Here is a 21,271-nt window from a genome sequence, read left to right as displayed (position 1 = left end):
CGAGCGAGCGCTGCCGCGGCACCGCCGACGATGACCTGCGGAGCGGTGCAGTGAGGCCATGACGCAGCTTCTCATCGGGGCGATCGTCGCCCTCGGCGCGATTCTCTATGGCGCACGCGTGCGGCAGATGCTGAATGCCGCCACGCGTGCGCATTTTCCGCGACGAATCCTGCTGGTCTACATCCTCGTCCAGACACTGATCTTCGGGGCCGTCCTTGCAGGCGGCATCTGGCTGGTGTCGTGGCTGATGCGCTGACGGGGGGATGACCGGCAGCGCCTTGCGGAGCGGGATCATTGCTTAGAACCGGGCACCATGCCGTCCGGCTCCCACGGCCCCTCAGAGCCGGCTTCACACCGGTCAAATCATGGCTGTTCTTGTCTGGAGAACCGAAGGTCCCGATGAATCGCACATTCGCCTTTCCCGTTGCCGTGATGGTCAGCCTGCTCGGCAGCATCGTCGTCGAGCCGTCCTACGCCGCCGGCATGAATACGCAGACATATTCCCCGGACTACGATAAATGCATGGACAAATCCGGTGGCGTCACAGCCGAGATGCTGGATTGTGCGTCCGCGGAACTGTCGCTGCAGGACAAGAAGCTGAACGCCGCCTACCAGACGCTCATGCGCAAATCGACGGACGAGGAGAAGACCGCGCTCCGCGATTCTCAGCGGGGTTGGCTGGCCTACAGGACCGCCTCCTGCAAGCTGACGATGATCTTCGGAGGAGGCGGAACCATGGACCTGATCGCCGCCTCGAGCTGCAATCTCGATGAGACGGCGCGGCGGGTGTTCTTCCTGGAAAGCCTGCTCGCCGAGTAGGGCCGTCCGACCGAAGGCATCGGCAATGGCGCGTTCGTCCAAGCGGTGACGCGAATCGTCAAGCCGACTCGGCGCCTTGCTTCCATAGCTCGGACCATCTCCCTCCCGAACAGGATAGCCTTCCATGCCCTTCGTCACGACCAAGGACGGCGTCGAGATCTTCTACAAGGATTGGGGTTCCAAGAGCGCCCAGCCGATCATGTTTCACCATGGCTGGCCGCTCTCCTCGGACGATTGGGACGCGCAGATCCTGTTCTTCCTGCAGCACGGCTACCGGGTCGTGGCGCATGACCGACGCGGTCATGGCCGCTCGGCCCAGGTCGATAGCGGCCATGACATGGATCACTACGCCGCCGACGCCTTCGCGGTGACGGAAGCGCTGGACCTGCGGAACGCCGTGCATATCGGTCATTCCACCGGCGGCGGCGAGGTCGCCCGCTATGTAGCGAGGCACGGAGAGCCGGCCGGACGCGTGGCCAAGGCCGTGCTGGTCTCCGCGGTGCCGCCGCTGATGGTCAAGACGGAAGCCAATCCCGAAGGCCTGCCGATCGAGGTGTTCGACGGGTTCCGCGCGGCCACCGCCGCGAACCGCGCGCAGTTCTTCCTCGACGTGGCGAGCGGGCCCTTCTACGGGTTCAACCGCGACGGCGCGACGGTGCAACAGGGCGTGATCCAGAATTGGTGGCGCCAGGGCATGATGGGCAGCACGAAGGCCCATTACGACGGCATCGCGGCGTTCTCAGAGACCGACCAGACGGACGATCTGAAAGCCATCACCGTGCCGACGCTGGTCCTGCATGGGGACGACGACCAGATCGTTCCCATCGCCGATTCTGCGCTGAAATCGGTCGAACTCCTGACCAATGGCACGCTCAAGACCTATCCCGGCTTTCCGCACGGGATGCTCACCACCCACCACGACGTCATCAACCCCGACCTCCTCGCCTTCGTGAAGGGCTGATCCGGGTTTTCGCGACGGCGGTCACGCCGTCGCGTCCCTCGTCGACCGCCCCGTCAGCGCCTGCTCCAGCGAGCGGATGATCGTGGCGCCGTCGCAGGGCTTGCCCAGGAAGTCACTGGCGCCCGCCGCCAGAAGGGTTTCGCGCAGGGCCTCGGTCGGGAACGCCGTCACGAAGATCACTGGCACCCGCGATCCCAGGGCGTGCAGACCCTTCTGCATCTCAACGCCGGTCATGCCGGGCATCTGCACGTCGGTGATGACGCAGTCGGGCGCGTCCGCCGAGCAGGTAGCCAGGAAGTCGCGGGCCGAGGCGTAGATGCGGGCGGTGTAGCCGAGGGAGCGCACGAGGCTTCCGGTCGCCACGCGTACGTCCTCGTCGTCGTCGACGATCGCGATCACAGGCGGAGTTGGCATTCCACTGACCTAAGGGTTCACCGCCCGGTCCCCGTGATCGGGGAGGGTTGGCCCAGGCCGAGATATGGCCCCTCGCGCCGTGGGTTGGAATCATACGGAGGTTTGCCGGGCCCCACCTTTCGGCAAAGGCCGGCAGAACGGTCACCGCGTCGGCGCACCGCCGGCATGGGAGATCCCGAGGGACTCGGCACTCCGAACCAGATCGGCCAGGGAGCGCGCTTTCATCTTGCGCATGACGTGGCCCCGGTGGATCTTCACCGTGATCTCGCTGAGGCCGAGATTGCCAGCGACCTGCTTGTTCATCAGGCCGGCGGTGACCTGCGCCATCACCTCCCGCTCCCGCGCAGTGAGGGTCTCGTAATCGGCCCTGAGATCGTCGAGGGCCGCATGCGCGCTGCGCTGAACCGCGTCGCGCGCCAGCGCCGTGCCGATCGCGTCGAGAAGATCCTGTTCTCGGAACGGCTTGGCGAGGAAATCGACCGCTCCGGCCTTCATCGCTTTCACCGTCATCGGAATATCGCCGTGCCCCGTCATCAGGATCATCGGCAGATCGATCCCCAGGGCGCCGAGCTGAGTCTGGAACTCGAGGCCGCTCACGCCCGGCAGGCGGACATCGACGACGAGGCATCCGGCGCCCAGAGGACGCGGCGCGGCGAGGAACTCCGCCACCGACGCGAAGGCAGCGCAGGTAAGATCGATGGAGCGGAGAAGACCCGATAGGGCATCCCGGATATCCGGGTCGTCATCGACGACGAACACGGTCTGCCTCGCAATCGATGCGCGTGCCGGCCCTGCCGCATTACCTCGGATCATGATCCCCTCTCGGCCGTCATCGGTATGGTGAAGTGGAAGGCGGCGCCCGGACCATCGTCGCGATCGTCATGGCCACCAATCCAGAGGCGACCGCCATGCGCTTCGACGATCGAGCGGCAGATCGCCAGTCCCATGCCCATCCCGTCCGCCTTGGTGGTGAAGAACGGCTGGAAGATCCGTTCGACGGCCTCCGCCGCGATTCCCCCGCCGCTATCGGCGACGGTGACGCGGACATGCTCGGTCCCGTCCGGGGCGACGCGGATGATCAGGAGACGGGGCCGCCCGATGACCGTCGCCATGGCCTGGATGGCATTCACCATCAGGTTGATGAGCACCTGCTGCAGCTGAACCCGGTCGCCATGGACCGGCGTCACGTCGGCCGCCACGTCACGCACCAGGCGCACGTCATGGCGTACCAACTCGCGTTCGACGAGAAGTACGGCTTCCCCGATCATCTCGCGCAGATCGAGCCAGTCGCGCGGGGGCGGCGCCTTGGCGAGGAAAGTGCGGATCCGCGAGACGATCTCGCCGGCGCGGGTGCCGCTCGCCACGACCCGCGTCACCGCGGCCGAGACTTCGCCGAGATCCGGCGGGCTCCGCTTCAGCCAGCGCAACGCCGCCTCGCCATTGGTCACGATGGCCGCAAGGGGCTGATTGACCTCATGGGCGATGGAGGCGGTGAGTTCGCCCAGCGTTGTCACGCGCGCCGTATGGGCGAGCTCGGACTGAAGCGCCAACAGCGCTTCCTGCGCCTGCTTGCGCTCGGCGATGTCGAGGGCGAAGACCAGCACGCACTCGAACCCATCCGCATGGGACGGAAAGGTGATGCCGAAGAGGATCGGCACCCGCTCCCCCGAAAGCGAGCGGATCACGGTCTCCCCCTCGAAGAAGGTCTCGCCCCGCGCCAGCGCCAGCAACGACTCGACGAAGGTCGGCTCGTCCTCGAACAGGAAGGCGTCGAGGGATTGCGGCGCTGCAGCGCCCGTATCGGCTCCGATCAGGCGCCGCAATTCGGCATTGGCGTCGACGATGGTGACGCTGCGGCGCAGGTCGCGGACGACCTCCGGATGATCGTCGAGATAGGTGCCGAGGGACATCCCCGAATCGCGCGGGACCGCGTCGATGACCGCCTTCACCTGGCGCCAATCCTGCTGCAGGATCGCCACGCGGGCCGTGTCGAAGATGGTACGGTAGCGCCGCTCGCTTTCCGCCAGGGCGGCGTGGGCGCGCTTGCGCTCCGTGATGTCGGTATTGGTCTCCAAGACCGCGAGCGGCTGACCATCCGCATTGCGCTGGAGCGACCAGCGGCTCTCGACGACGACCCTGGCGCCCGACCGCACCGTCTGGACGAGTTCACCCTCCCACCGCCCGTTCCGCATCAGCGCGTCCCGGATCGCCGCCTCCCCATCCGGAAAGGCCGTACGCAGGAGGACGTGCACGTTGCGCCCCCGAACCTCGTCCCGGCGCCAGCCATAGAGGTCTTCCGCAGCGCGATTCCAGAACGTCACCGTGTCGGTGGGCGTACGCACGAAGATCGGATCGTGGGTGAGTTCGAGCAGTTCGGCCTGCTCCGCGAGGATGCGGGCCGCGGATTGATTGCGAAGCACCAGGAGCGTGCTGATCGCGATGGCCGCGAGGCTGACGAGGGCACGCAGCAGCGCCGAGTCGCTGTCGAACAGGCGGTGCGACAGGAAATAGGCGACTGTCGTCAGGATGAGACACCCGGACGCCGTCAGGATCACCCCGTTCCGCTGGAATGCTCGCGCGGCGATGAGCACGACGACCACGTAAAGCACGGCCACCGCGCCTTCGAGCGGCGTGAACGCGTCGACGATGAAGATGACCAGGGCGAGGCCGAGGGCGACGATGCCCAGGATTCCGCCCGGTCGCCGGCCCTCCGGCGGGGCGGCGGGGCGGAAAGGCGAGGGGGCCGCTACGACAGGCGCGTCCATCGCCCCTCCGCGGCATCGACGGCGCCCCGACGCACCCTGTCGTCCGGTCGCCCGGCTAACGGCACCGTCACGGAGAACAGCGATCCCGTACCCTCCACGGACCGAACCGTGATCCTGTGATCCAAGGCCAGTGCCGTCTGGCGCACGATCGCCAGGCCGAGGCCGAGACCCGGCTGGGTATGCTCGCGCCCGCCACGGTCGAAGGCGTCGAAGATCGTTCCGCACCGGGACGACGGGATGCCCTCGCCCTGGTCGTACACCGCGATCGCCAGATGCTGCCCACGCCTGCGGCATCCGATCAGAACGGTCCCGTCGAAGCGGGAATATTTGATCGCATTGCCGATGAGGTTGCGCAGGATCGCCATGAGCATCGTCGGATCGGTGTCGACCATCCTCGCCGATGGCCGGAAGCGAAGCGTGATCCCGCAGGCACGAGCATGACCGCCCCACTCCGCCTGCAGTTCCTCGAACATGTGGCGCAGGCATACGGCTCCGCGTTGAATCACCGGCCCGTTGCGGAGTTGCGATGAGCGAGCGAGGTCGTCGAGCTCGTGTCCCAGCCGTTGAAGCGCGCCCGTTGCTATGCCGAGGCGAGCGGCGACCTCCGGGTCGGAGCTGCGCTGCAGCGCGCGCTCAATGGCCATGACGGCGACCTGGAGCGGCTGCTTCAGGTCGTGCCCAGCCACGGCGAGGAGACGGGACATGGCGGCACAGGCCGTCTCGGCGCTCATACCGGCCTCCGCCCGTCCCGCCGGGCTCTGCACATGAACGGCCTGAAGCATCGTCATCTCCCCATTCCCGGTGGCCTGGACGGCGGATGAAGCCTCGGCCGTTCGAGCGAACCATGAAGCGTGACCGGATGCCTGTGAACTATACTGTCGTTTACTAAGGGGTCACCGCGCGGCGCTCATACGGGCCATGATGGAGCGTGGCCCGGCGCATGCCCGTCCCTGATGCCGCGCGCCGCCGGACGGCTGCGCATCCGTCCGGCATCCAAGTCGCCATAAGTCGCCCCGCTCGTCTTGCACGTATGGTCCGTGTTTTGAACGATCCGCGTTCACCTCGAGAACACCTCTCCAACCGCGCTCACCATGGATCGCCGGACGCGAATCAATGAGACCTCCTGCTGATCCCGGTCGTTCGGCCAGACACCATTCCCGATCGTCGGCGAGTGGGTGGTCGCCGGGAATTGGCACCGGCCCATCCAAAACATCGCGCGATCGGACAAGCCAAGTGGCATGCCGTCCTGCAGCTACGGCAGTGACGACAGGACGAGACACTATCCGGGCCAGGAATGACCCCTCCGGATTCGACGGCACGGAGTGATCCGAGATGACCGACACCCCCCTCGCGGCGGACACCGACGGCGACGAGCGCACGGCGCAGACCTTTCCTCGCCTCAGCGATGAAATGGAGCGCCGGGTGGCCGGCTATGGCACGGAGGAGATACTGCCGGAGGGTAGCCTCATCTTCACCAGAGGGCAGCGGCGGGTGGATTTCTTCCTCGTCCTCGCCGGCCGGATCGAGATGTTCGAGACCGACCATGACGGAACCGCCCGGGTCTTCGTGGTGCACACCGAGGGGCAGTTCACGGGCGAGCTCGACCTGTTCAACGACCGGGAGATCCTGGTCTCGGGACGCACCGTGGTGGAGACGCGCGTGGTGCGGATCGATGGCGCCGCCTTTCGCCGCCTGGTCACCGCCGAGCCGGATATCGGCGAGATCATCATGCGGGCCTTCATCCTGCGCCGGGTCGGCCTGATCCGCCACGAGCGGGGAGGTGTCGTGCTGATCGGTCCCGGTCACCAGCGTGAGACCCTTCGCCTGGAGCGCTTCCTCGTCCGGAACGCCTACCCGCACCGCATCCTCGACACAGCGGGCGACCCAGCCTCCCGCCACGCCCTGGACGGATTTGGCCTGACCGAGGCGGACCTGCCGGTGGTGATCGCTCCGGGCGCTGCGGTGATGCGCAATCCTACGAACGCGGCACTGGCGGACGCGCTGGGGCTGACGGAAGCGATCGACCCCGGCCGCATCTACGATGTCGCGGTGATCGGCGCCGGACCGGCGGGCCTCGCCGCTGCGGTCTATGCCGCCTCGGAAGGGCTCGACACCATCGTCATCGAAGGGCTGGCACCCGGCGGTCAGGCCGGCACCTCCTCGAAGATCGAGAACTATCTCGGCTTTCCAACCGGGATCTCCGGTCAGGCGCTCGCCGGCCGCGCACAGGTCCAGGCGCAGAAGTTCGGGGCGCGTCTCGCGATCTCCCGCATGGCGACGGGGCTCGATTGCGGCGGGTCACCCTTCCGGGTGATCCTCGAAGATGGCACCGCCGTCCCGGCGCGCGCCGTCATCGCCGCCACCGGCGCCCGCTATCGCCGCCTGGATCTGCCGCGCTACGCGCATTTCGAAGGGCAGGGCATCCATTACGCCGCCACAGCCATGGAAGCGCAACTCTGCACCGGCGAAGCGGTGATCGTCGTGGGTGGCGGTAATTCGGCCGGTCAGGCCGCAATGTTCCTGTCCCGCACGGTGGCGCATGTCCACCTTCTCGTGCGGGCCACCGGTCTCGCCGCGACGATGTCCGATTATCTCGTGCAGCGGATCGCGTCGTCGCCGCGCATTACCCTGCATACGCAGACCGAGATCACCGCGCTTCTCGGTGAAGACACCCTGACATCGGTGACATGGACCGACCGGTCGAGCGGGATCAGTGAAACGAAGGCCATCGGCAACGTCTTCGTCATGATCGGTGCCGTGCCGAATACCGGATGGCTCTCGGACTGCCTCGGTCTCGATCCAAAGGGATTCGTTCCGACCGGCCTGCGGAGCGACGGGATGCCGGCCGCGTCTCCCTATGCCACAACGGTCCCGGGTCTTTACGCCGTCGGCGACGTTCGCGCGGGCTCGGTGAAGCGCGTCGCATCCGGGGTGGGCGAGGGATCGGTGGTGGTCCAGGCGGTCCACGGTTTCCTGCACCCGGAGCCCTGAAGGCACAGAGGCGAAACGCCAAGCCCGAGACCGGCGGGGGAGGGCTATGGCCGACAGGCTTTGGCTGGATTTGGGCCGGCTTCAGCGCGTTCGGACAGAACGTTTCCCACTCTGGACGCCGGATGCATGGCCGCCGTCAGGGAAAACGGAGCGGAGGACCGAATGGACCACTTGGCGGCCATTCGGTCCTCCGCCCTGAATTTCACTTGGCCTCGGATCTCACTTGGCCTCGGATCTCATTTCGCCTGCAGATCCGTCTTACGGCCGACCTGCTGGCGATCGGCCTCGACGGTCACCGGCACCGCCGCCTTCCCCGGGGCGTCGATCCGGTCCCGCGCTCCGGCGGCGTCGAGCCCCGCCGGAGGCGTGTGGGATTGCGCGAAGGGCACGGTCGATGCCAGCGCGAGGATGGCTGCGAGACAGGGTCTGATCAGAAGGTTCATGGCCGCTCTCCCCGGAAATGACCGCGTTGCCGCGAGGCGATGAAAGCTCAGTCGGCGGGACCGCCCGACGTCGTGCCGAAATTCGGCACCGCGTGGTTCGTCTCGTCGGCGTTGCCGCCCTTGGCCGAGCTGTCGATGGTCCGGGACGCCTGCGGCTCATGACGGGATTGCAGGGAACCGGTCCCGTCCAGGTCCACCTGCTCGACGGTGCTGCGGGCCGGATGACGATCCGGCATGGCGAGGGCAGGGGCCATCAGGCCAAGCTGCAGGAGGGCGACGGAAGCGAGATGCTTGATCATGGTACGTCTCCGGATGTCAGACTGGTTTCGGGTCAGAACGGAGCCGCTCGATGTCTTCGCCGCGGCCCTGAGTTCATGTCCAGAACTTAATCCGTCCAAGCAACCTGAATACTATACGGCAGATCATCCGATCGATGCGTTGGTTAAACCGTCTCATACGAAGGTTTCGGCTTGCGCTGGCTCCGGCAGAACGGTGTTCACCGCCATGACGGCTCGACCCTTCGGCCGCTCAACGCTGGCGCGTGGCCACGATGCCGAGTTGATCCGCCATGCGGACGAGGTCGGCGAGGGACCGGGCCTGCATCTTCTCCATGACCCGCCTCTTGTGAACCTTGGCGGTGATCTCCGTGATGCCGAGATCGGCGGCGATCTGCTTGTTCATCAGCCCCCCGATGGCGCATCGCATCACGTCGTTTTCCCGTGGGGTCAGCGTGGAGAACCTGGCTGCGAGTTCGCCCTGTGCGCGCCGATCGGCGAGGGCGGCGGCATCGGCTTCGAGCGCCTTGCGGATCGCGGCGAGCAGCACGTCCGCGATGAAGGGCTTGGTCAGGAACTCGACGGCGCCGCCCCGCATGGCACGGACCGACATGGGGATCGTGCCGTAGCCGGTCAGGAAGATGATCGGCACCGTGTTGCCGTCCGCGCGCAGCATTTCCTGGACGGCCAGTCCGCTCTGTTCGGCGAGCCGCACGTCGAGCAGGATACATTCGGGTGATTGACGCAGGAGCGAGCCCGACAATCCGCTCGGATCCGCGTGACCGACCGCTGCCAGCCCATCGGACATACAGAGGCGGACCAGCGCTTCACGCAGCACAGGGTCATCGTCGACGATATGAATGGTCGCTTCGGGCATTGGTCTCGCGGGCGCGAATACGCTCGTCTCATACACGAATTGCGTAGCGCCTCGACTGCAAGCTTCGCACCGACCTCTTATTATCGTGCGCCACACCGCAATCCCAGGGCGACCACCTCACCGTCAGGGAAGGGATCACGCATCGGAGATGGGGAGCGTGATGTGGAACGCGGCGCCTCCACCCGGCGCGGCATCGACACGGATGTCGCCCCCATGGGCATCGATGAGGTTGCGGCAGATCGCGAGGCCCATGCCCATGCCATTCGCTTTGGTCGAATGAAACGGCTCGAAGATCCGCGCGCGCCGCTCCTGCGCGATGCCGGGGCCCGTATCGCTGACGGTGACGGCGACGAAGGCGGCCTCGCGGCGGATGGCGACCAGGATATCCCGGCGTCCGGCGCTGTCCGTCATCGCCTGCGCCGCATTGAGGAGCAGGTTCACGAAGACCTGCTGGATCTGGATCGGATCGGCCGCGATGAGCGAGATCTCACCGTCGGCGGCAATGTGGACCGTCGCGCCGTGGACACGGATCTCGCGCTCGATCAGCAGATTGGCGTCCCGCGCCGCCTGTAGCGGATCGACGGGGGTGAACAGGCGGGGCGCGTTGCCGAGATAGGATCGTGTGCGGGAGATCACGTCTCGGGCGCGGATCGCGGCGCCGACCACGTCGTCGAGGGCTGCGGACGCCGCCTCGACATCCGGCTGGGGCCGTTTCAACCAGCGCAGGGCGGCTTCGGCATTGGCGACGATCACCGCGAGCGGGGAATTGACCTCGTGGGCGATCGACGCGCTCAAAGCTCCCACCGTGGTGATCCGCGATGATCGTGCGAGCTCGCTATCGGCCACAGCGGCGTTCGCCTGCGCCTGCTTGAACGCCGTGACATCGAGGGAGGTGACGATGATCTCGGCGAACCCGTCGAGATCCTGCGGCAGCATCGCGGTGAAGAGCGTGTCCCCCTCGCTTCCATCGGCCCGGACCACATGCGCTTCCGAGCGGAAGAACCGATCGCCGCGGCCGAACGCGACGAGCCACTGGACGAAGGTCTGGTCTGTCGAGGGCAGCAGCCGATCGAGCGGGCCGAGATAGGCGCTCTTGTCAGTGGCCCCCGTCTCCTCGAGGGTGAAGGCGTTCACGTCCGTGACGATCACCTTTGCACACAAAGCGCGGAGTTCGTCCGGACGGCTGGCGTAATAGCACTCGATATCGGTCACGCCCGCATGGCGCAGTTCCATGACCGCCCGGGCCGCCTCCGTCCAATCCTCGCGCCACATCGAAATCCCGGCCCGCTCGAAGATGGCAGCGAAGCGCGCCTCACTGCGTTCGGACGCGGCTCGCATTCGCGCGATGCTCAACATTGCGACCGCAAGCGCCAGAACGCCGCCCGCTCCGATGACGAGGGCCGCCATCGTGGACGCCGCCGCGGCCGCCCAACCGGCGAGCCCCGCCAGGATGACGGGCGGGAGCGTCACTCCGACGGCAAAGCCGAGCCCGGTGGGGTGCAGCTTCCGGCGACGGGCCGGATCGGCTCGCATCCAGGCGGGTGGGTCTCCCGAGGTCGGTCGATCCGCTCCGGGCGAGGCGGACGCCCGGCTCGGCCACCGCGAGAAGACCTGCCGCATTCGCTCGTCCGCCTGGCTTCGCCGCGATGTCGGGCACTGCTCGTCTGGTATCCGATACACCTGTATAATAGCCGAGTTCGAGCGCGGCTTGCACGTTGCCGGCATGGATTTTCACCGTCATGGCGCACACAAGTTCCCGAAAGCGGGTCTCTTCGCCTCCTCGGCGGGCCGGCAATGGAACGGCGTCGCCGCGGAGTTGCGGTCTCATCCGGCCGGCGACCTGCCCGCCATCGTCCCGACCCAGATGGAGATCACGCTCGCGGTCCGGCGCAGCCCCGATGCTCATGTCAGCCGCAAGGGCGCCGGGATCCGGCAGCGGACGCCGGTGGCGAGCGGAACGATCTGGCTCTGTCCCATCGGGGTCGGGGAGGACGACATCAACATCTCGGCGCCCCTGGACGAGATCCTCCACATCTATCTGCCGGCGGAGCGTTTCGACCATCTCGCCGCCCTGTATGGCGACGCGCGCATCCGTGCCGATGCCGTGCGCTATCTCGCCGGCGTCGAGGATCCGCTGCTCGTCCAGATCGGCCTCTCGATCCATCAGGAACTGATCCGGGAAAGCTCGGCGGGCCGCATGATGGTGGAGGCTGCCGCCCTCGCCCTGACGGCCCGGATCGCGCAGGCCTACGGTCACGACCGACCGGAAACGCGAGCGCGCCCCACCACGGACGCCGCATCCCCGGACCGGATCAACCGCGCCGTCGCCTTCATCCGCGACAATCTCGAACGGGACCTGTCCGTGGCCGAGATCGCCGCCGTCGCTTGCCTCAGCCCCTTCCACTTCACCCGCATGTTCAAGCGCGTCACCGGGAAAACGCCTTATGCCTTCGTCAGCGAAGAAAGACTGAAGCGCGCACGCCGATTACTGACCGAGCGAAAAATATCCCTGATCGACGTCGCCCTGTCCTCCGGGTTTTCCAGTCAGGGCTCGTTCAACACGGCATTCAAGCGCGCTGTCGGTCGGACACCCGGCGAGTACAGGCAGCATTATTCATAACCCCTCGCAATCCGGACAGCAGGATATGCGAAGTCCACGGCAATTCGGCGAAATACGAGAGCGGCTTCAGCGATTTAAGTGATCTCCATGGTGAATGGGGAAACAGACATGCACGTGACGCCTGTCCACGAACCGGCAAAGCATGCTCTCGCGCGTCCGGCCCCGGCATCCGCCCGCCCTCGCGCAAGGCAGCATTTTCGTTTCGAGCAAACTCCATGCGATCCAGTTGGCCCATCGAGAATCCGGCTCGGCGACTGGTCCGAGGGGGCCATCGTGCTGATGTCCAGGGACGGCGTCGCGAGCGCGGTCCGGATCGACCGGGTCGATGCGCTCGTCCTCCAGATCCGGCTCGACGAGCCACCGACGCCATGGAACCACGTTGCGCTCCGGGACCGTGCGGATGGTCAGCCACAGATGCAGCTGCGCGCAGGTGAGGCGATCCTTCATGACCTGCGTCAGCCCCGCCTGTTGCGTGCTCCGGCGCGAACCCTCCAGATCGGGCTCGATCGCCAGATCCTGACGCAGGTGGCCGAGGATCTGAGCATCCACGACGCCGATCCCGTCGAGGAATTCCTACCGGTCTACGGAATGGTGCTGGCGGACCCCGCCTTGTATCATCTCGCCGTCAGTGTCGGAGAAACCCTGGATCGGGACGATCGCTGGGCCGGGGCCATCCGCCGCCAGTTGACCCATGCGGTGGCGGCCCATCTCCTGGGAACCTATACGCGGCTCAAACCCGCGCCCGAGACCGTTCGCGGCGGCCTGGCTCCCTGGCAGCTTCGTCGCGCTCAGGACCGGATCCGTGCCGATCTCGCCCAGGCCATCGACCTCCGGGCGGTCTCGGAATCCTGTGGCCTGTCCGTCAGCCACTTCGCGCGCGCCTTTCGCCAATCCACCGGCATCGCCCCCCATTCCTGGTTGACGGGGGAGCGCATCGCCCGCGCCAAGGTCATGATGCGAAGGAAGGATCGGACGCTCGCCGACATCGCCCTGGCCTGCGGCTTCGCCGATCAGAGCCACTTCACGCGCGCCTTCGCAAAAAACCAGGGCACGACTCCGGGACGCTGGCGTCGCCTGATGGAACCGGAGGCGCGGCACGCCACGATGCCGTGACCGCCGGAGCCCAAGGGGTTACCTCAGGGCATCCTGGGGACGGCGCCGTTCAATCTTCGTCATCGTCCTCCGGAACGATGTCGCTGAACGGCACGGTCAGCACGCGGCGCGCATTCGCGTCCTCGACCTCGAAGGAGCAGGCGAACCAATCCCGCACGGCAAACGAGCGAGATCCAGCGACCAGCTCGCGGGCACATTGCAACGCATGCTGGCGCGCGGCGTCCAGATCGGCCAGTTCATCTCCCTCCGGATCGACTGCCAGCTTGCCGAGGCCCGCACCATAGCGAAGGTTGAAGAAGTACCGGGGCATGTCAGGCGCCTTCGATCAGGCGGGCATACTCGGCCTCGGGCGTGCCGTAGCTGCCATTGGCCATCTCCTCCAAGAGCTCCCGATCCAGCACGGTGATGCGCCCGCGCCGAGCCCGGATACGACCGGCCCCTTCGAGCTGCTGCATGGCCAGGGTGACGCCTGAGCGTCGCACGCCCAGCATCATCGACAGGAACTCGTGCTTGAGCAGCAGTTCATCGCCTTCTGCACGATCGTGGCACATGAGCAGCCAGCGTGCGAGGCGCACCTCGATCTCAAAGGTGGCGTTGACGATCGCCGTCTGCCGCACCTGGATCATCTCGGTCAGAACGTAGCGGAGGAGCAGCTTGCGGAGGGTCGGGCTCTCGTCCACCGCCGCGCTGACGATCCCGGCGCGGATCGACAAGGCGTGACCCGCCATCTGCACGAAGTGCCGGTAGGGGACACGGTCCGAGCCAAGCAGCACATGCGACGCACCGATCACGCCCTCTCGGCCGATGATCCCGATCTCGACCCGGCCGTTGGTACCGTCGGCCGTAATCGAACCGAGACCGCTCTCCAGGAAGTACAGGTACTCGGTTCGGATATTGGCTTCGATCAGCGTCTGATCGACCAGCAAGTCAACGGGTTCCAGATGAGGCTGGAGCCGGGCGAAATCCTCACCGGTCATGACCTTCAGCAGGCGATTGCGCACGGCAGATTGCTGGATGTGAGCCATGGGCCCTTGCCTCCTCGTCGGAGCAAGAGCTCGGCGTCTCTTAGTCGCCTACGCTCGGACATCATTGCAGGCGATCGCTAAGTCATGGCACGGATAACAGATGATCTCAATAACATTTGGCAAACTGTCATAGATTAACCGAAACTGATCAGCGTATCCGACGTAAGTTCGATACCGCACCGGACGCTTTGTTTTGTTTACTGTCAATTCAGATCATGTTTAAACCTGGGTATACGATTTTGCCCGTCAGATGACAGGTGGCCTTCATTTTTGGAGCCCGGACATGGACCTTGCAGCCCGACAACCGACGGTGCTCCTAGCCGAACCGGATTTTCTCATAGCGGAGGACCTCAGCGACGCTCTGATGGGGGCGGGCTACCGCGTGCTGGGGCCATTCGCGACGACGCCCGAGGCACTGGCCGCCATCGACCTGGCCAGTCCCGCCCTCGCGGTGGTGGACGTCAAGCTCAGGGACGGCTTCTGCACCGTATTGGGCCGCGAATTGCGCCAACGCAGAATTCCCATCCTCGTCCATTCGGGTTTCCAGCAGGACGAGCCTCGTGCCTCGGACTTCCAGAACCTGCCCTGGCTGACCAAACCGGCTCTGCCCAACGATATCATCGCGCTGCTGGACAGCCTCGCCAAAGCGCCCCCACCGATGAGCGCCGAGGTCGTGACGCCTATTCGGAGGCTTCAACCGGTCGAGGGCCGGAGCAACCCCTTCATCCGCAAGCTGGAGGGGTTCGTGACGCTCTCCCAGGCCGACCGGGAGATCCTGGAACGGATCAGCGCCAATCCTCGCCCCATCGCGCCGCATACCGATTTCGTCCGGGCGGGCGACCCACCGGATGGCGTCCATCTCGTGATGAGTGGGATCGCCTGCCGCTACAAGCAGCGCCCCAGCGGCGCCCGCCAGATCACCGCCTATCTCGTGCCCGGCGACACCTGCGATCTCGATGTGGCGCTCATGAACCGCATGGATCACACCCTCGCCACGCTCTCCGCCTGCGAGGTGGTGCGGATCCCGGTGACTGTCGTGAAGGATCTCATGGAGCATCATCCGGCCATCGCGCGGGCCTTGCGGATGGCAAGTCTCGTGGATGAGGCGACCCTGCACGAGTGGCTGGTCAATGTCGGTCAGCGAACGGCGCTGGAGCGGATCGCCCATCTGTTCTGCGAACTGATCACCCGCTTTCAGGCCGCAGGTGTCGGAACCAACCAAAGCTGCGACCTGCCCGTCACACAGAACCAGCTCGCGGATACGACGGGAATGACCACCGTCCACGTCAACCGTTCGCTACAGGAGCTTCGACGGCGCGGGCTGATCGAGCTCAAGGGCCGGACCCTGAGGATCCTCGACTGGCCGCGCCTGAAGCGTCTCGCCGAATTCGATGCGGACTATCTGCATCTCGGCGAGCGGTCCGCCGCATAGGATTTCGGCGTCGGCGAAGCGCCGACGCAACGCGCCTCGACGGTCCGGTATCGGTCGACCCGCCTTCCGTCCGCGGACGCGGACGCCTTCCTCGCTGAGAGCAGGGTTCTCGCCGCGAGGCCCGCCGGTCCGTAGACCGGGGGCGATATGGTGCTCTCACGATCCTTCGCCGCCGGGCCTGCTTTGGCCCCGCTCGCCCCTGCCTGCGAGCCACGTCCGCCCTGATCATCCAAGATCATCCGGCCCATGTGCTCATGGGTTCCGGCCGGATAGCGGGTCCTCGGTTCCGTCGAGGCTCCCTCCTCGCAAGGGTTCGGGCCCGTGGACGCCCCAACGTGGACGACCCGACGCGGTGCAGGACGAGCCGGCGAGCCGGTTTTTCACCAGTGTGGGGAAAACAGAAGCGGACTCGACCGTTGGGTATCTGCCCGAGTTCTCGCTAAGAGATCGGTCAGCCGCCACGGATAGGGCCACATGTACGACCCCGAATCTCACGCATTTCCCTCTCCGAAATTCGTACCCGTTTGCGCCATCGGCGCCTCGGCGGGCGGCATCGCGGCGCTGCAGGGCCTGTTCCGGCAACTTCCGCCGGATCTCGGCCTCGCCTACGTCGTCATTCTTCACCTCGCACCCGACCACCCGAGCATGCTCGCCGACATCCTGTCGGGCTGCACTCGGATGCCCGTCAACCAGATCCAGGACAGGCCGACCCTCAAGCCCAATTGCGTCTACGTGATCCCGCCCGACCGCGAACTCGTCATCGATGGCGACAGCGTCACGGCACGGGAGTTCAGCGAGCCGCGCGGCCGGCGATCGCCCATCGACATGTTCTTCCGCTCCGTCGCCGCCGCCCGTGGCGATGGCATCGCCATCATCCTGTCGGGCGCCGGCGCCGATGGATCGGTGGGTATCCAGGCCATCAGGGAGGGCGGGGGCGTCGTCATGGTGCAGGAGCCGGCGGAAGCCAGCTTCGCCTCCATGCCGCAGAACGCCATCTCCACGGGGACGGCCGATTTCGTCGCGCCGCTGGCCCGCCTGGCCGAGCGCGTGATGGAGTTGGCCCATAGCAAGGAGGCCGTCCGCTCTCTCGACATGGACGCCAGCGCCAACGAGCTTCGGCGCATCGTGGCGTTCCTTCGCGCCCGCCTGGGCCACGATTTTTCAGGCTACAAGCGGGCCACCGTGATGCGGCGCGTGATCCGACGCATGCAAGTCTGTCGCACGGATACGCTCGCGGACTATGCCAATCACCTTCTGGCCACTCCCGAGGAGGCGAAAGAACTCTTCACCGATCTACTGATCTCGGTGACGCAATTCTTCCGCGATCCGCAGGCTTTCGAGGCCTTGAGGCACCAGACGATCCGACCGCTCTTCGACGATCTCGGGCCCGAAAAGGGGGAGAACCTCCGCGCCTGGGTCGTGGGTTGTGCCACCGGAGAGGAGGCGTACAGCCTCGCGATCCTGCTGCATGAGGAGGCTGCGCGGCGGAAGCTCCATCCGCAGATCCAGATCTTCGCCACGGATCTCGATGATACCGCGCTCGGGATCGCGCGGGAGGGGCGCTACCCGCGCTCGATCGAGGCCGACGTCTCCAATGAGCGCCTCACTCAGTTTTTCGTCGACGAAGGCTCGCATTACCGTGTGCGCAAGGAGCTGCGCGACAGCGTCATGTTCGCCACGCACAGCGTCATCAAGGAGCCGCCCTTCATGCGGCTCGATCTCATCACTTGCCGCAACCTCCTGATCTACCTCGAGCGCAGCCTGCAGCAGCAACTCTGCGCGATCTTCCATTACGGCCTCAAGCCGGGACGCTACCTGTTCTTGGGGTCGGCCGAGACCGTGGACGCGGCAACGGACCAGTTCGCCCCCCTCGACCGGGAAGCGCGCATCTACTGCTCCCGGCCGAATGCGGCCCGCACGCTGCCGATCCTGCCGCAATTCGCCGTGCCCGAACGGTTCATGCCCCCGGATCACGCTGCGCCCGCGCGCAACGAGAATGGGGACAGGTCGGCCACGCTGCACCTGTCCGCTCTGGAACAGAGCGCGCCCGCAAGCGTGCTCGTGGATGACGTTCAGCACATCCTGCACCTCTCGGCGAATGCGGGGCGCTTCCTCCTCCACTCGGCCGGGCCGGTCTCCAACCAACTCCCCACGGTGGTGCGGCCGGAGCTGCGGCTCGATCTCAGGCTGGCGCTGACCCGCGCCCTCGACCAGAAGGAACCGACGCTCACCCATCCGACCGTGGTCGCGTTCGACAGCGAGCGGCGCAGGATCGCCATGCACGTCGTTCCCGTTCCCAGCGAGGCGCATATGGGGACGCGCGCGCTCGTGTTCTTCCTGGATGGCGGCCGCGTGCGCGGCGACGACACGTCAGAGGCCGCAACCGACACCCAGCCCGACGAGGTTCGCCGCCTTCATGCCGAGTTGAGGGCTGCCCAGGAAGCCCTGATCGCCAGCCGCAGCGGGCACGAAGCCTCGATCCAGGATCTTCGTGCCACCAACGAGGAGCTGCAATCGATCAACGAGGAGTATCGCTCGACGGCAGAGGAGCTCGAGACCTCGAAAGAGGAGCTCCAATCGATCAACGAGGAGCTTCACACCGTCAATGCCGAGATGAAGAGCAAGCTGGCCAGCATCTCGGTGGCGCATAGCGACTTGCAAAATCTCACCTACGCGACGGAAATCGGCACTTTGTTCCTCGATGCCAACCTGCGCATCAAGATGTTCACGCCACCGATCGCGGAACTCTTCAACATCACGAAAGCCGATATCGGCCGTACGATCACCGATTTCACGCACCGTCTGGAGTATGACGGGATCGAGGCGGACACCACTCGGGTGCTGCAGGACCTCGTGCCGGTGGAGAACGAGGTCCGCAGCCGGGCCGGGCAATGGTTCATGATGCGGCTCAGACCCTACCGCACCGTGGAAGATCGCATCGACGGCACCGTCATGACCTTCGTCGACATTACCGCGCGTCGCAAAGCCGAGGCGGCACAGAGCCGCTCGGAACAGCAGTTGCGGGCGCTCGTACAAGCCAGTTCGCAGGTGCTCTACCGAATGAGTCCGGCCTGGGACATGATGCACGAACTCTCCGGGGGAGGGTTCCTGTCCGATACGGACGATCCCGACCAGAGCTGGGTCACCCGGTACATCCCGGAAGAAGATCAGGCGCAGGTCCGTGCCGAGATCGAGGCGGCCAACGCCGCGAAGCGTTCCTTCGACCTGGAGCACCGGGTCCGACGTCTCGACGGCACGGTGGGATGGACGCATTCGCGGGCCATCCCGGTCTTCGACGGCGACGGCAACATCATCGAATGGTTCGGCTCGGCGACGGATGTCACCACGCGCAAACGCGCCGAGGATGCGCTGCGTGAGAGCGAGGCCCGCCAGCGCGCGTTGATCGAGGGCGTCCCACAGCTGGTCTGGCGGGCGGTCGATGGCGGCCAATGGACCTGGGCCAGCCCGCAATGGGGCGCCTATACGGGGCAGTCCGAGGCGGACAGCCTCGGTCACGGCTGGATCGCCGCTCTCCACCCTGACGACCGTGATGAGACCCTCGCGCGTTGGGAGGAGGCGGAGCGTTTGGGCACGCTCGTGGTCAATTACCGGATCCGCAATGCGGCAGAGGACCGTTATTCCTGGTTCCAGACGCGCGCGACCCCGGTCCATGACGAAAGGGGGAGGATCGTCGAGTGGCTCGGCACCTCCACCGATGTGGACGACCTGCGCACCTACCAGGAACGCCAGAAGGTCATGGTCGCCGAATTGCAGCACCGCACCCGGAACCTGCTCGGCGTGGTCCGGTCCATCGCTGGACAGACGCTGCGCTCCAGCGAGACGCTCGAGGATTTCGAGGTGGCCTTCACGAACCGGCTGTCCGCGCTCTCACGTGTACAAGGCGTTCTATCCCGCGCGGATAACGAGCCGATCACCATGGACGCGGTGCTCCGTGTGGAGCTCGACGCCCTCGGCGCCGCCAACATGCCCGAGCGCGTCCTGTTGTCGGGTCCGAAGGTACGCCTGCGCAAACGCACGGTGGAAATCTTCGCGCTGGCCTTGCACGAACTCGCCACGAATGCCCGCAAATACGGGGCGCTCACCACCGAGGCGGGCCGCCTGGAGGTGACGTGGCGGACCTATGCGGGCGAGGAAGGCGAGCGCCTCGTGTTGGAGTGGCGGGAGACCGGGCTCGAACATGTGCTGGAGGAAGAGGGTCCGATCGCGAAGGCCGGCGGCTACGGCCGCGAATTGATCGAGCGGGCATTGCCCTACGTCATGCAGGCACGCACCACCTACGACCTCTCCTCGACGGACCTGCACTGCACCATCGATTTGCCACTCATCGATCATGCCCAGGCACAAGATCAGGGGTGACGATGCAATCGAGCCCCTGGGCAAGCCGCGTGATCCTCGTGGTCGAGGACGAGTATGCCCGGGTCGATGCGTTGCGCCGTGATTGCGAGGGAGCCGGCTTACCGGCACGCTTCGCGGTTGTGGTCAGGGTCGAAGCGCCGGTCGAGCTTGAGAAGATCGCCGAAGCGCTCATCCGCTGAAGCATTCGGCATGGGCGCCGGATGACAGACCGTCGGGCTCCGTCGCCGGGGCAGGGGCCTCGCTGCTATCCATCGATATGCGCCGCGAGCTCATCGGCGGTCCCCATCGGGAAGGCCTCCTTCAGATGGACGAGGAAGGCGGAGACACGTGCGCTCAGCAACCGCCGCGACGGGTAGAGCGTCCAGAGGGCGATCTCCGGCCGGTCGAGATTGCCCCAGAGAACCATCCTGCCGGCCGCCAGATCGCGGCTGACGAGCGAGATCGGCAGGCGTCCGGCGCCGAGCCCGGCGCGGACCGCATCGCGGACCATCATGAGCGATGACAGGCCGAGCACCGGATCAACGGTAACGCTCGACTTACCGCCGGGCGATCGCATGTCCCAGGTCAGCGGTCCTCCGATCGGACCGCGGATGACACCGGGCACGGTCGCCCCTTCTTCCGGCCGGTTCAGGCCCGGGCTCGCCACGACCACCAGCCGGTCCCGCAAAAAGATACGGCCGACCAGAGTCTCGTCAGGCTCCGGGTTGACCCGGATCGCCAGGTCGTAGCCCTCCTCCACCATATCGACGGCCCGGTCCTCCGTGGTGATCTCCAGCCGGATGTCGGGATATTTCAACCCGAAATCGACCGCGAGCCTGCCCATCGCGGTCTGTGAGAACAGCACGGGCGCGCTGATGCGCAAGCGTCCGTGGGGCCTGTCTCCGCCCGTGGCGATGGCCGACGCCGCTTCGTCGAGTTCGGTGAGCAGCACCCGCGTCCGCTCGTAGAGGGCGCGGCCTTCCTCCGTCAGCTTCAGGCTGCGCGCGCCCCGTTCGAACAGGCGCAGGGCGAGGCTGGCCTCCAGCTCCCCGACCCGGCGGGACAGGGTCGCCTTCGGGCGTCCAGAAGCGCGGGCAGCCCGGCCGACCCCCCCGTGCCGGGCGACGAGGTTGAAATCGGCGAGGGCGAGGAGGTCCATACGTTCCACCTGTGAGACGGA

20 protein-coding genes are annotated in these 21,271 nt (G+C 66.2%); 9 read left to right on the top strand and 11 right to left on the bottom strand.

What is annotated here, in order from left to right:
• Window positions 1-58 precede the first annotated feature (58 nt).
• From IPV08_RS22075 to IPV08_RS22065, 3 genes are all read left to right on the top strand, one after another.
• Window positions 59-256: a hypothetical protein gene (locus IPV08_RS22075; protein WP_207413738.1), complete on the top strand. Its 198-nt coding sequence runs from the start codon at window positions 59-61 to the stop codon at window positions 254-256.
• Window positions 257-399: 143 nt separating this feature from the next.
• Entirely contained in the window at window positions 400-819 is a 420-nt protein-coding gene (locus IPV08_RS22070; RefSeq protein WP_207413736.1) for a lysozyme inhibitor LprI family protein, read from the top strand.
• A 124-nt stretch (window positions 820-943) separates the two neighbouring features.
• Complete coding sequence (locus IPV08_RS22065; protein ID WP_056426397.1) at window positions 944-1,780, top strand: alpha/beta hydrolase; 837 nt, start codon at window positions 944-946, stop codon at window positions 1,778-1,780.
• A 21-nt stretch (window positions 1,781-1,801) separates the two neighbouring features.
• Here the strand turns inward: IPV08_RS22065 and IPV08_RS22060 are convergent, their stop codons facing one another.
• The 4 genes from IPV08_RS22060 to IPV08_RS22045 form a co-directional block, all read right to left on the bottom strand.
• Entirely contained in the window at window positions 1,802-2,194 is a 393-nt protein-coding gene (locus IPV08_RS22060; protein WP_207413734.1) for a response regulator, read from the bottom strand.
• Window positions 2,195-2,335: 141 nt separating this feature from the next.
• The gene (locus tag IPV08_RS22055; protein ID WP_207413733.1) at window positions 2,336-3,007 is read right to left on the bottom strand and encodes a response regulator transcription factor; all 672 of its coding nucleotides are present in this window, start codon (window positions 3,005-3,007) and stop codon (window positions 2,336-2,338) included.
• The gene (locus tag IPV08_RS22050; protein WP_207413731.1) at window positions 3,004-4,959 is read right to left on the bottom strand and encodes an ATP-binding protein; all 1,956 of its coding nucleotides are present in this window, start codon (window positions 4,957-4,959) and stop codon (window positions 3,004-3,006) included. Before IPV08_RS22050 ends, IPV08_RS22055 begins: the two co-directional genes overlap by 4 nt.
• Complete coding sequence (locus IPV08_RS22045) at window positions 4,941-5,741, bottom strand: HAMP domain-containing sensor histidine kinase (RefSeq protein ID WP_207413729.1); 801 nt, start codon at window positions 5,739-5,741, stop codon at window positions 4,941-4,943. Before IPV08_RS22045 ends, IPV08_RS22050 begins: the two co-directional genes overlap by 19 nt.
• Before the next feature lie 550 nt (window positions 5,742-6,291).
• On the opposite strand from IPV08_RS22045, the gene IPV08_RS22040 reads away from it, so the two are divergent.
• Window positions 6,292-7,950 carry an FAD-dependent oxidoreductase gene (locus tag IPV08_RS22040; protein ID WP_207413727.1) on the top strand — a complete coding sequence of 553 codons (1,659 nt, stop codon included), beginning with the start codon at window positions 6,292-6,294 and terminating at the stop codon, window positions 7,948-7,950.
• A 236-nt stretch (window positions 7,951-8,186) separates the two neighbouring features.
• Here IPV08_RS22040 and IPV08_RS22035 read toward each other — a convergent pair whose 3' ends face one another.
• From IPV08_RS22035 to IPV08_RS22020, 4 genes are all read right to left on the bottom strand, one after another.
• On the bottom strand, window positions 8,187-8,393 hold the full coding sequence (locus IPV08_RS22035) for a hypothetical protein (RefSeq protein ID WP_207413725.1): 207 nt from the start codon (window positions 8,391-8,393) through the stop codon (window positions 8,187-8,189).
• 47 nt (window positions 8,394-8,440) lie between these two features.
• Window positions 8,441-8,692, bottom strand: a complete 252-nt coding sequence (locus IPV08_RS22030) for a hypothetical protein (RefSeq protein ID WP_056426378.1) — start codon at window positions 8,690-8,692, stop codon at window positions 8,441-8,443.
• Between the two features lie 229 nt (window positions 8,693-8,921).
• The gene (locus IPV08_RS22025; protein WP_207413723.1) at window positions 8,922-9,545 is read right to left on the bottom strand and encodes a response regulator; all 624 of its coding nucleotides are present in this window, start codon (window positions 9,543-9,545) and stop codon (window positions 8,922-8,924) included.
• A gap of 135 nt (window positions 9,546-9,680) precedes the next feature.
• The gene (locus IPV08_RS22020) at window positions 9,681-11,078 is read right to left on the bottom strand and encodes an ATP-binding protein (protein ID WP_207413721.1); all 1,398 of its coding nucleotides are present in this window, start codon (window positions 11,076-11,078) and stop codon (window positions 9,681-9,683) included.
• Between the two features lie 190 nt (window positions 11,079-11,268).
• Here IPV08_RS22020 and IPV08_RS22015 point away from each other — a divergent pair, with 190 nt between their 5' ends.
• A complete protein-coding gene (locus tag IPV08_RS22015) occupies window positions 11,269-12,165 on the top strand; it encodes an AraC family transcriptional regulator (protein ID WP_207413720.1) in 897 nt (298 codons plus the stop codon).
• Between the two features lie 279 nt (window positions 12,166-12,444).
• Window positions 12,445-13,278, top strand: coding sequence for an AraC family transcriptional regulator (locus IPV08_RS22010; protein ID WP_207413740.1), 834 nt, complete (start codon window positions 12,445-12,447; stop codon window positions 13,276-13,278).
• 49 nt (window positions 13,279-13,327) lie between these two features.
• Here the strand turns inward: IPV08_RS22010 and IPV08_RS22005 are convergent, their stop codons facing one another.
• Both IPV08_RS22005 and IPV08_RS22000 read right to left on the bottom strand, forming a co-directional pair.
• Window positions 13,328-13,588: a hypothetical protein gene (locus tag IPV08_RS22005; protein ID WP_056426362.1), complete on the bottom strand. Its 261-nt coding sequence runs from the start codon at window positions 13,586-13,588 to the stop codon at window positions 13,328-13,330.
• A 1-nt stretch (window position 13,589) separates the two neighbouring features.
• Window positions 13,590-14,303 (bottom strand): Crp/Fnr family transcriptional regulator, encoded by a 714-nt coding sequence (locus tag IPV08_RS22000; protein WP_207413718.1) that lies wholly within the window; start codon window positions 14,301-14,303, stop codon window positions 13,590-13,592.
• 283 nt (window positions 14,304-14,586) lie between these two features.
• Here IPV08_RS22000 and IPV08_RS21995 point away from each other — a divergent pair, with 283 nt between their 5' ends.
• The 3 genes from IPV08_RS21995 (at window position 14,587) to IPV08_RS21985 (ending at window position 20,291) form a co-directional block, all read left to right on the top strand.
• The gene (locus IPV08_RS21995; protein ID WP_207413716.1) at window positions 14,587-15,735 is read left to right on the top strand and encodes a helix-turn-helix domain-containing protein; all 1,149 of its coding nucleotides are present in this window, start codon (window positions 14,587-14,589) and stop codon (window positions 15,733-15,735) included.
• Between the two features lie 474 nt (window positions 15,736-16,209).
• Window positions 16,210-20,112, top strand: coding sequence for a chemotaxis protein CheB (locus tag IPV08_RS21990; RefSeq protein ID WP_207413715.1), 3,903 nt, complete (start codon window positions 16,210-16,212; stop codon window positions 20,110-20,112).
• Between the two features lie 2 nt (window positions 20,113-20,114).
• Window positions 20,115-20,291 (top strand): hypothetical protein, encoded by a 177-nt coding sequence (locus IPV08_RS21985; protein ID WP_207413713.1) that lies wholly within the window; start codon window positions 20,115-20,117, stop codon window positions 20,289-20,291.
• A gap of 65 nt (window positions 20,292-20,356) precedes the next feature.
• Here the strand turns inward: IPV08_RS21985 and IPV08_RS21980 are convergent, their stop codons facing one another.
• A complete protein-coding gene (locus tag IPV08_RS21980) occupies window positions 20,357-21,250 on the bottom strand; it encodes a LysR family transcriptional regulator (protein ID WP_207413711.1) in 894 nt (297 codons plus the stop codon).
• Between the last annotated feature and the right edge of the window lie 21 nt (window positions 21,251-21,271).

Source organism: Methylobacterium sp. SD274, from assembly GCF_017355285.1.
Lineage (GTDB): Bacteria > Pseudomonadota > Alphaproteobacteria > Rhizobiales > Beijerinckiaceae > Methylobacterium.
The sequence above is the reverse complement of the archived record's forward strand: the minus strand, read 5'-3'. Positions and strand labels throughout refer to the sequence as shown.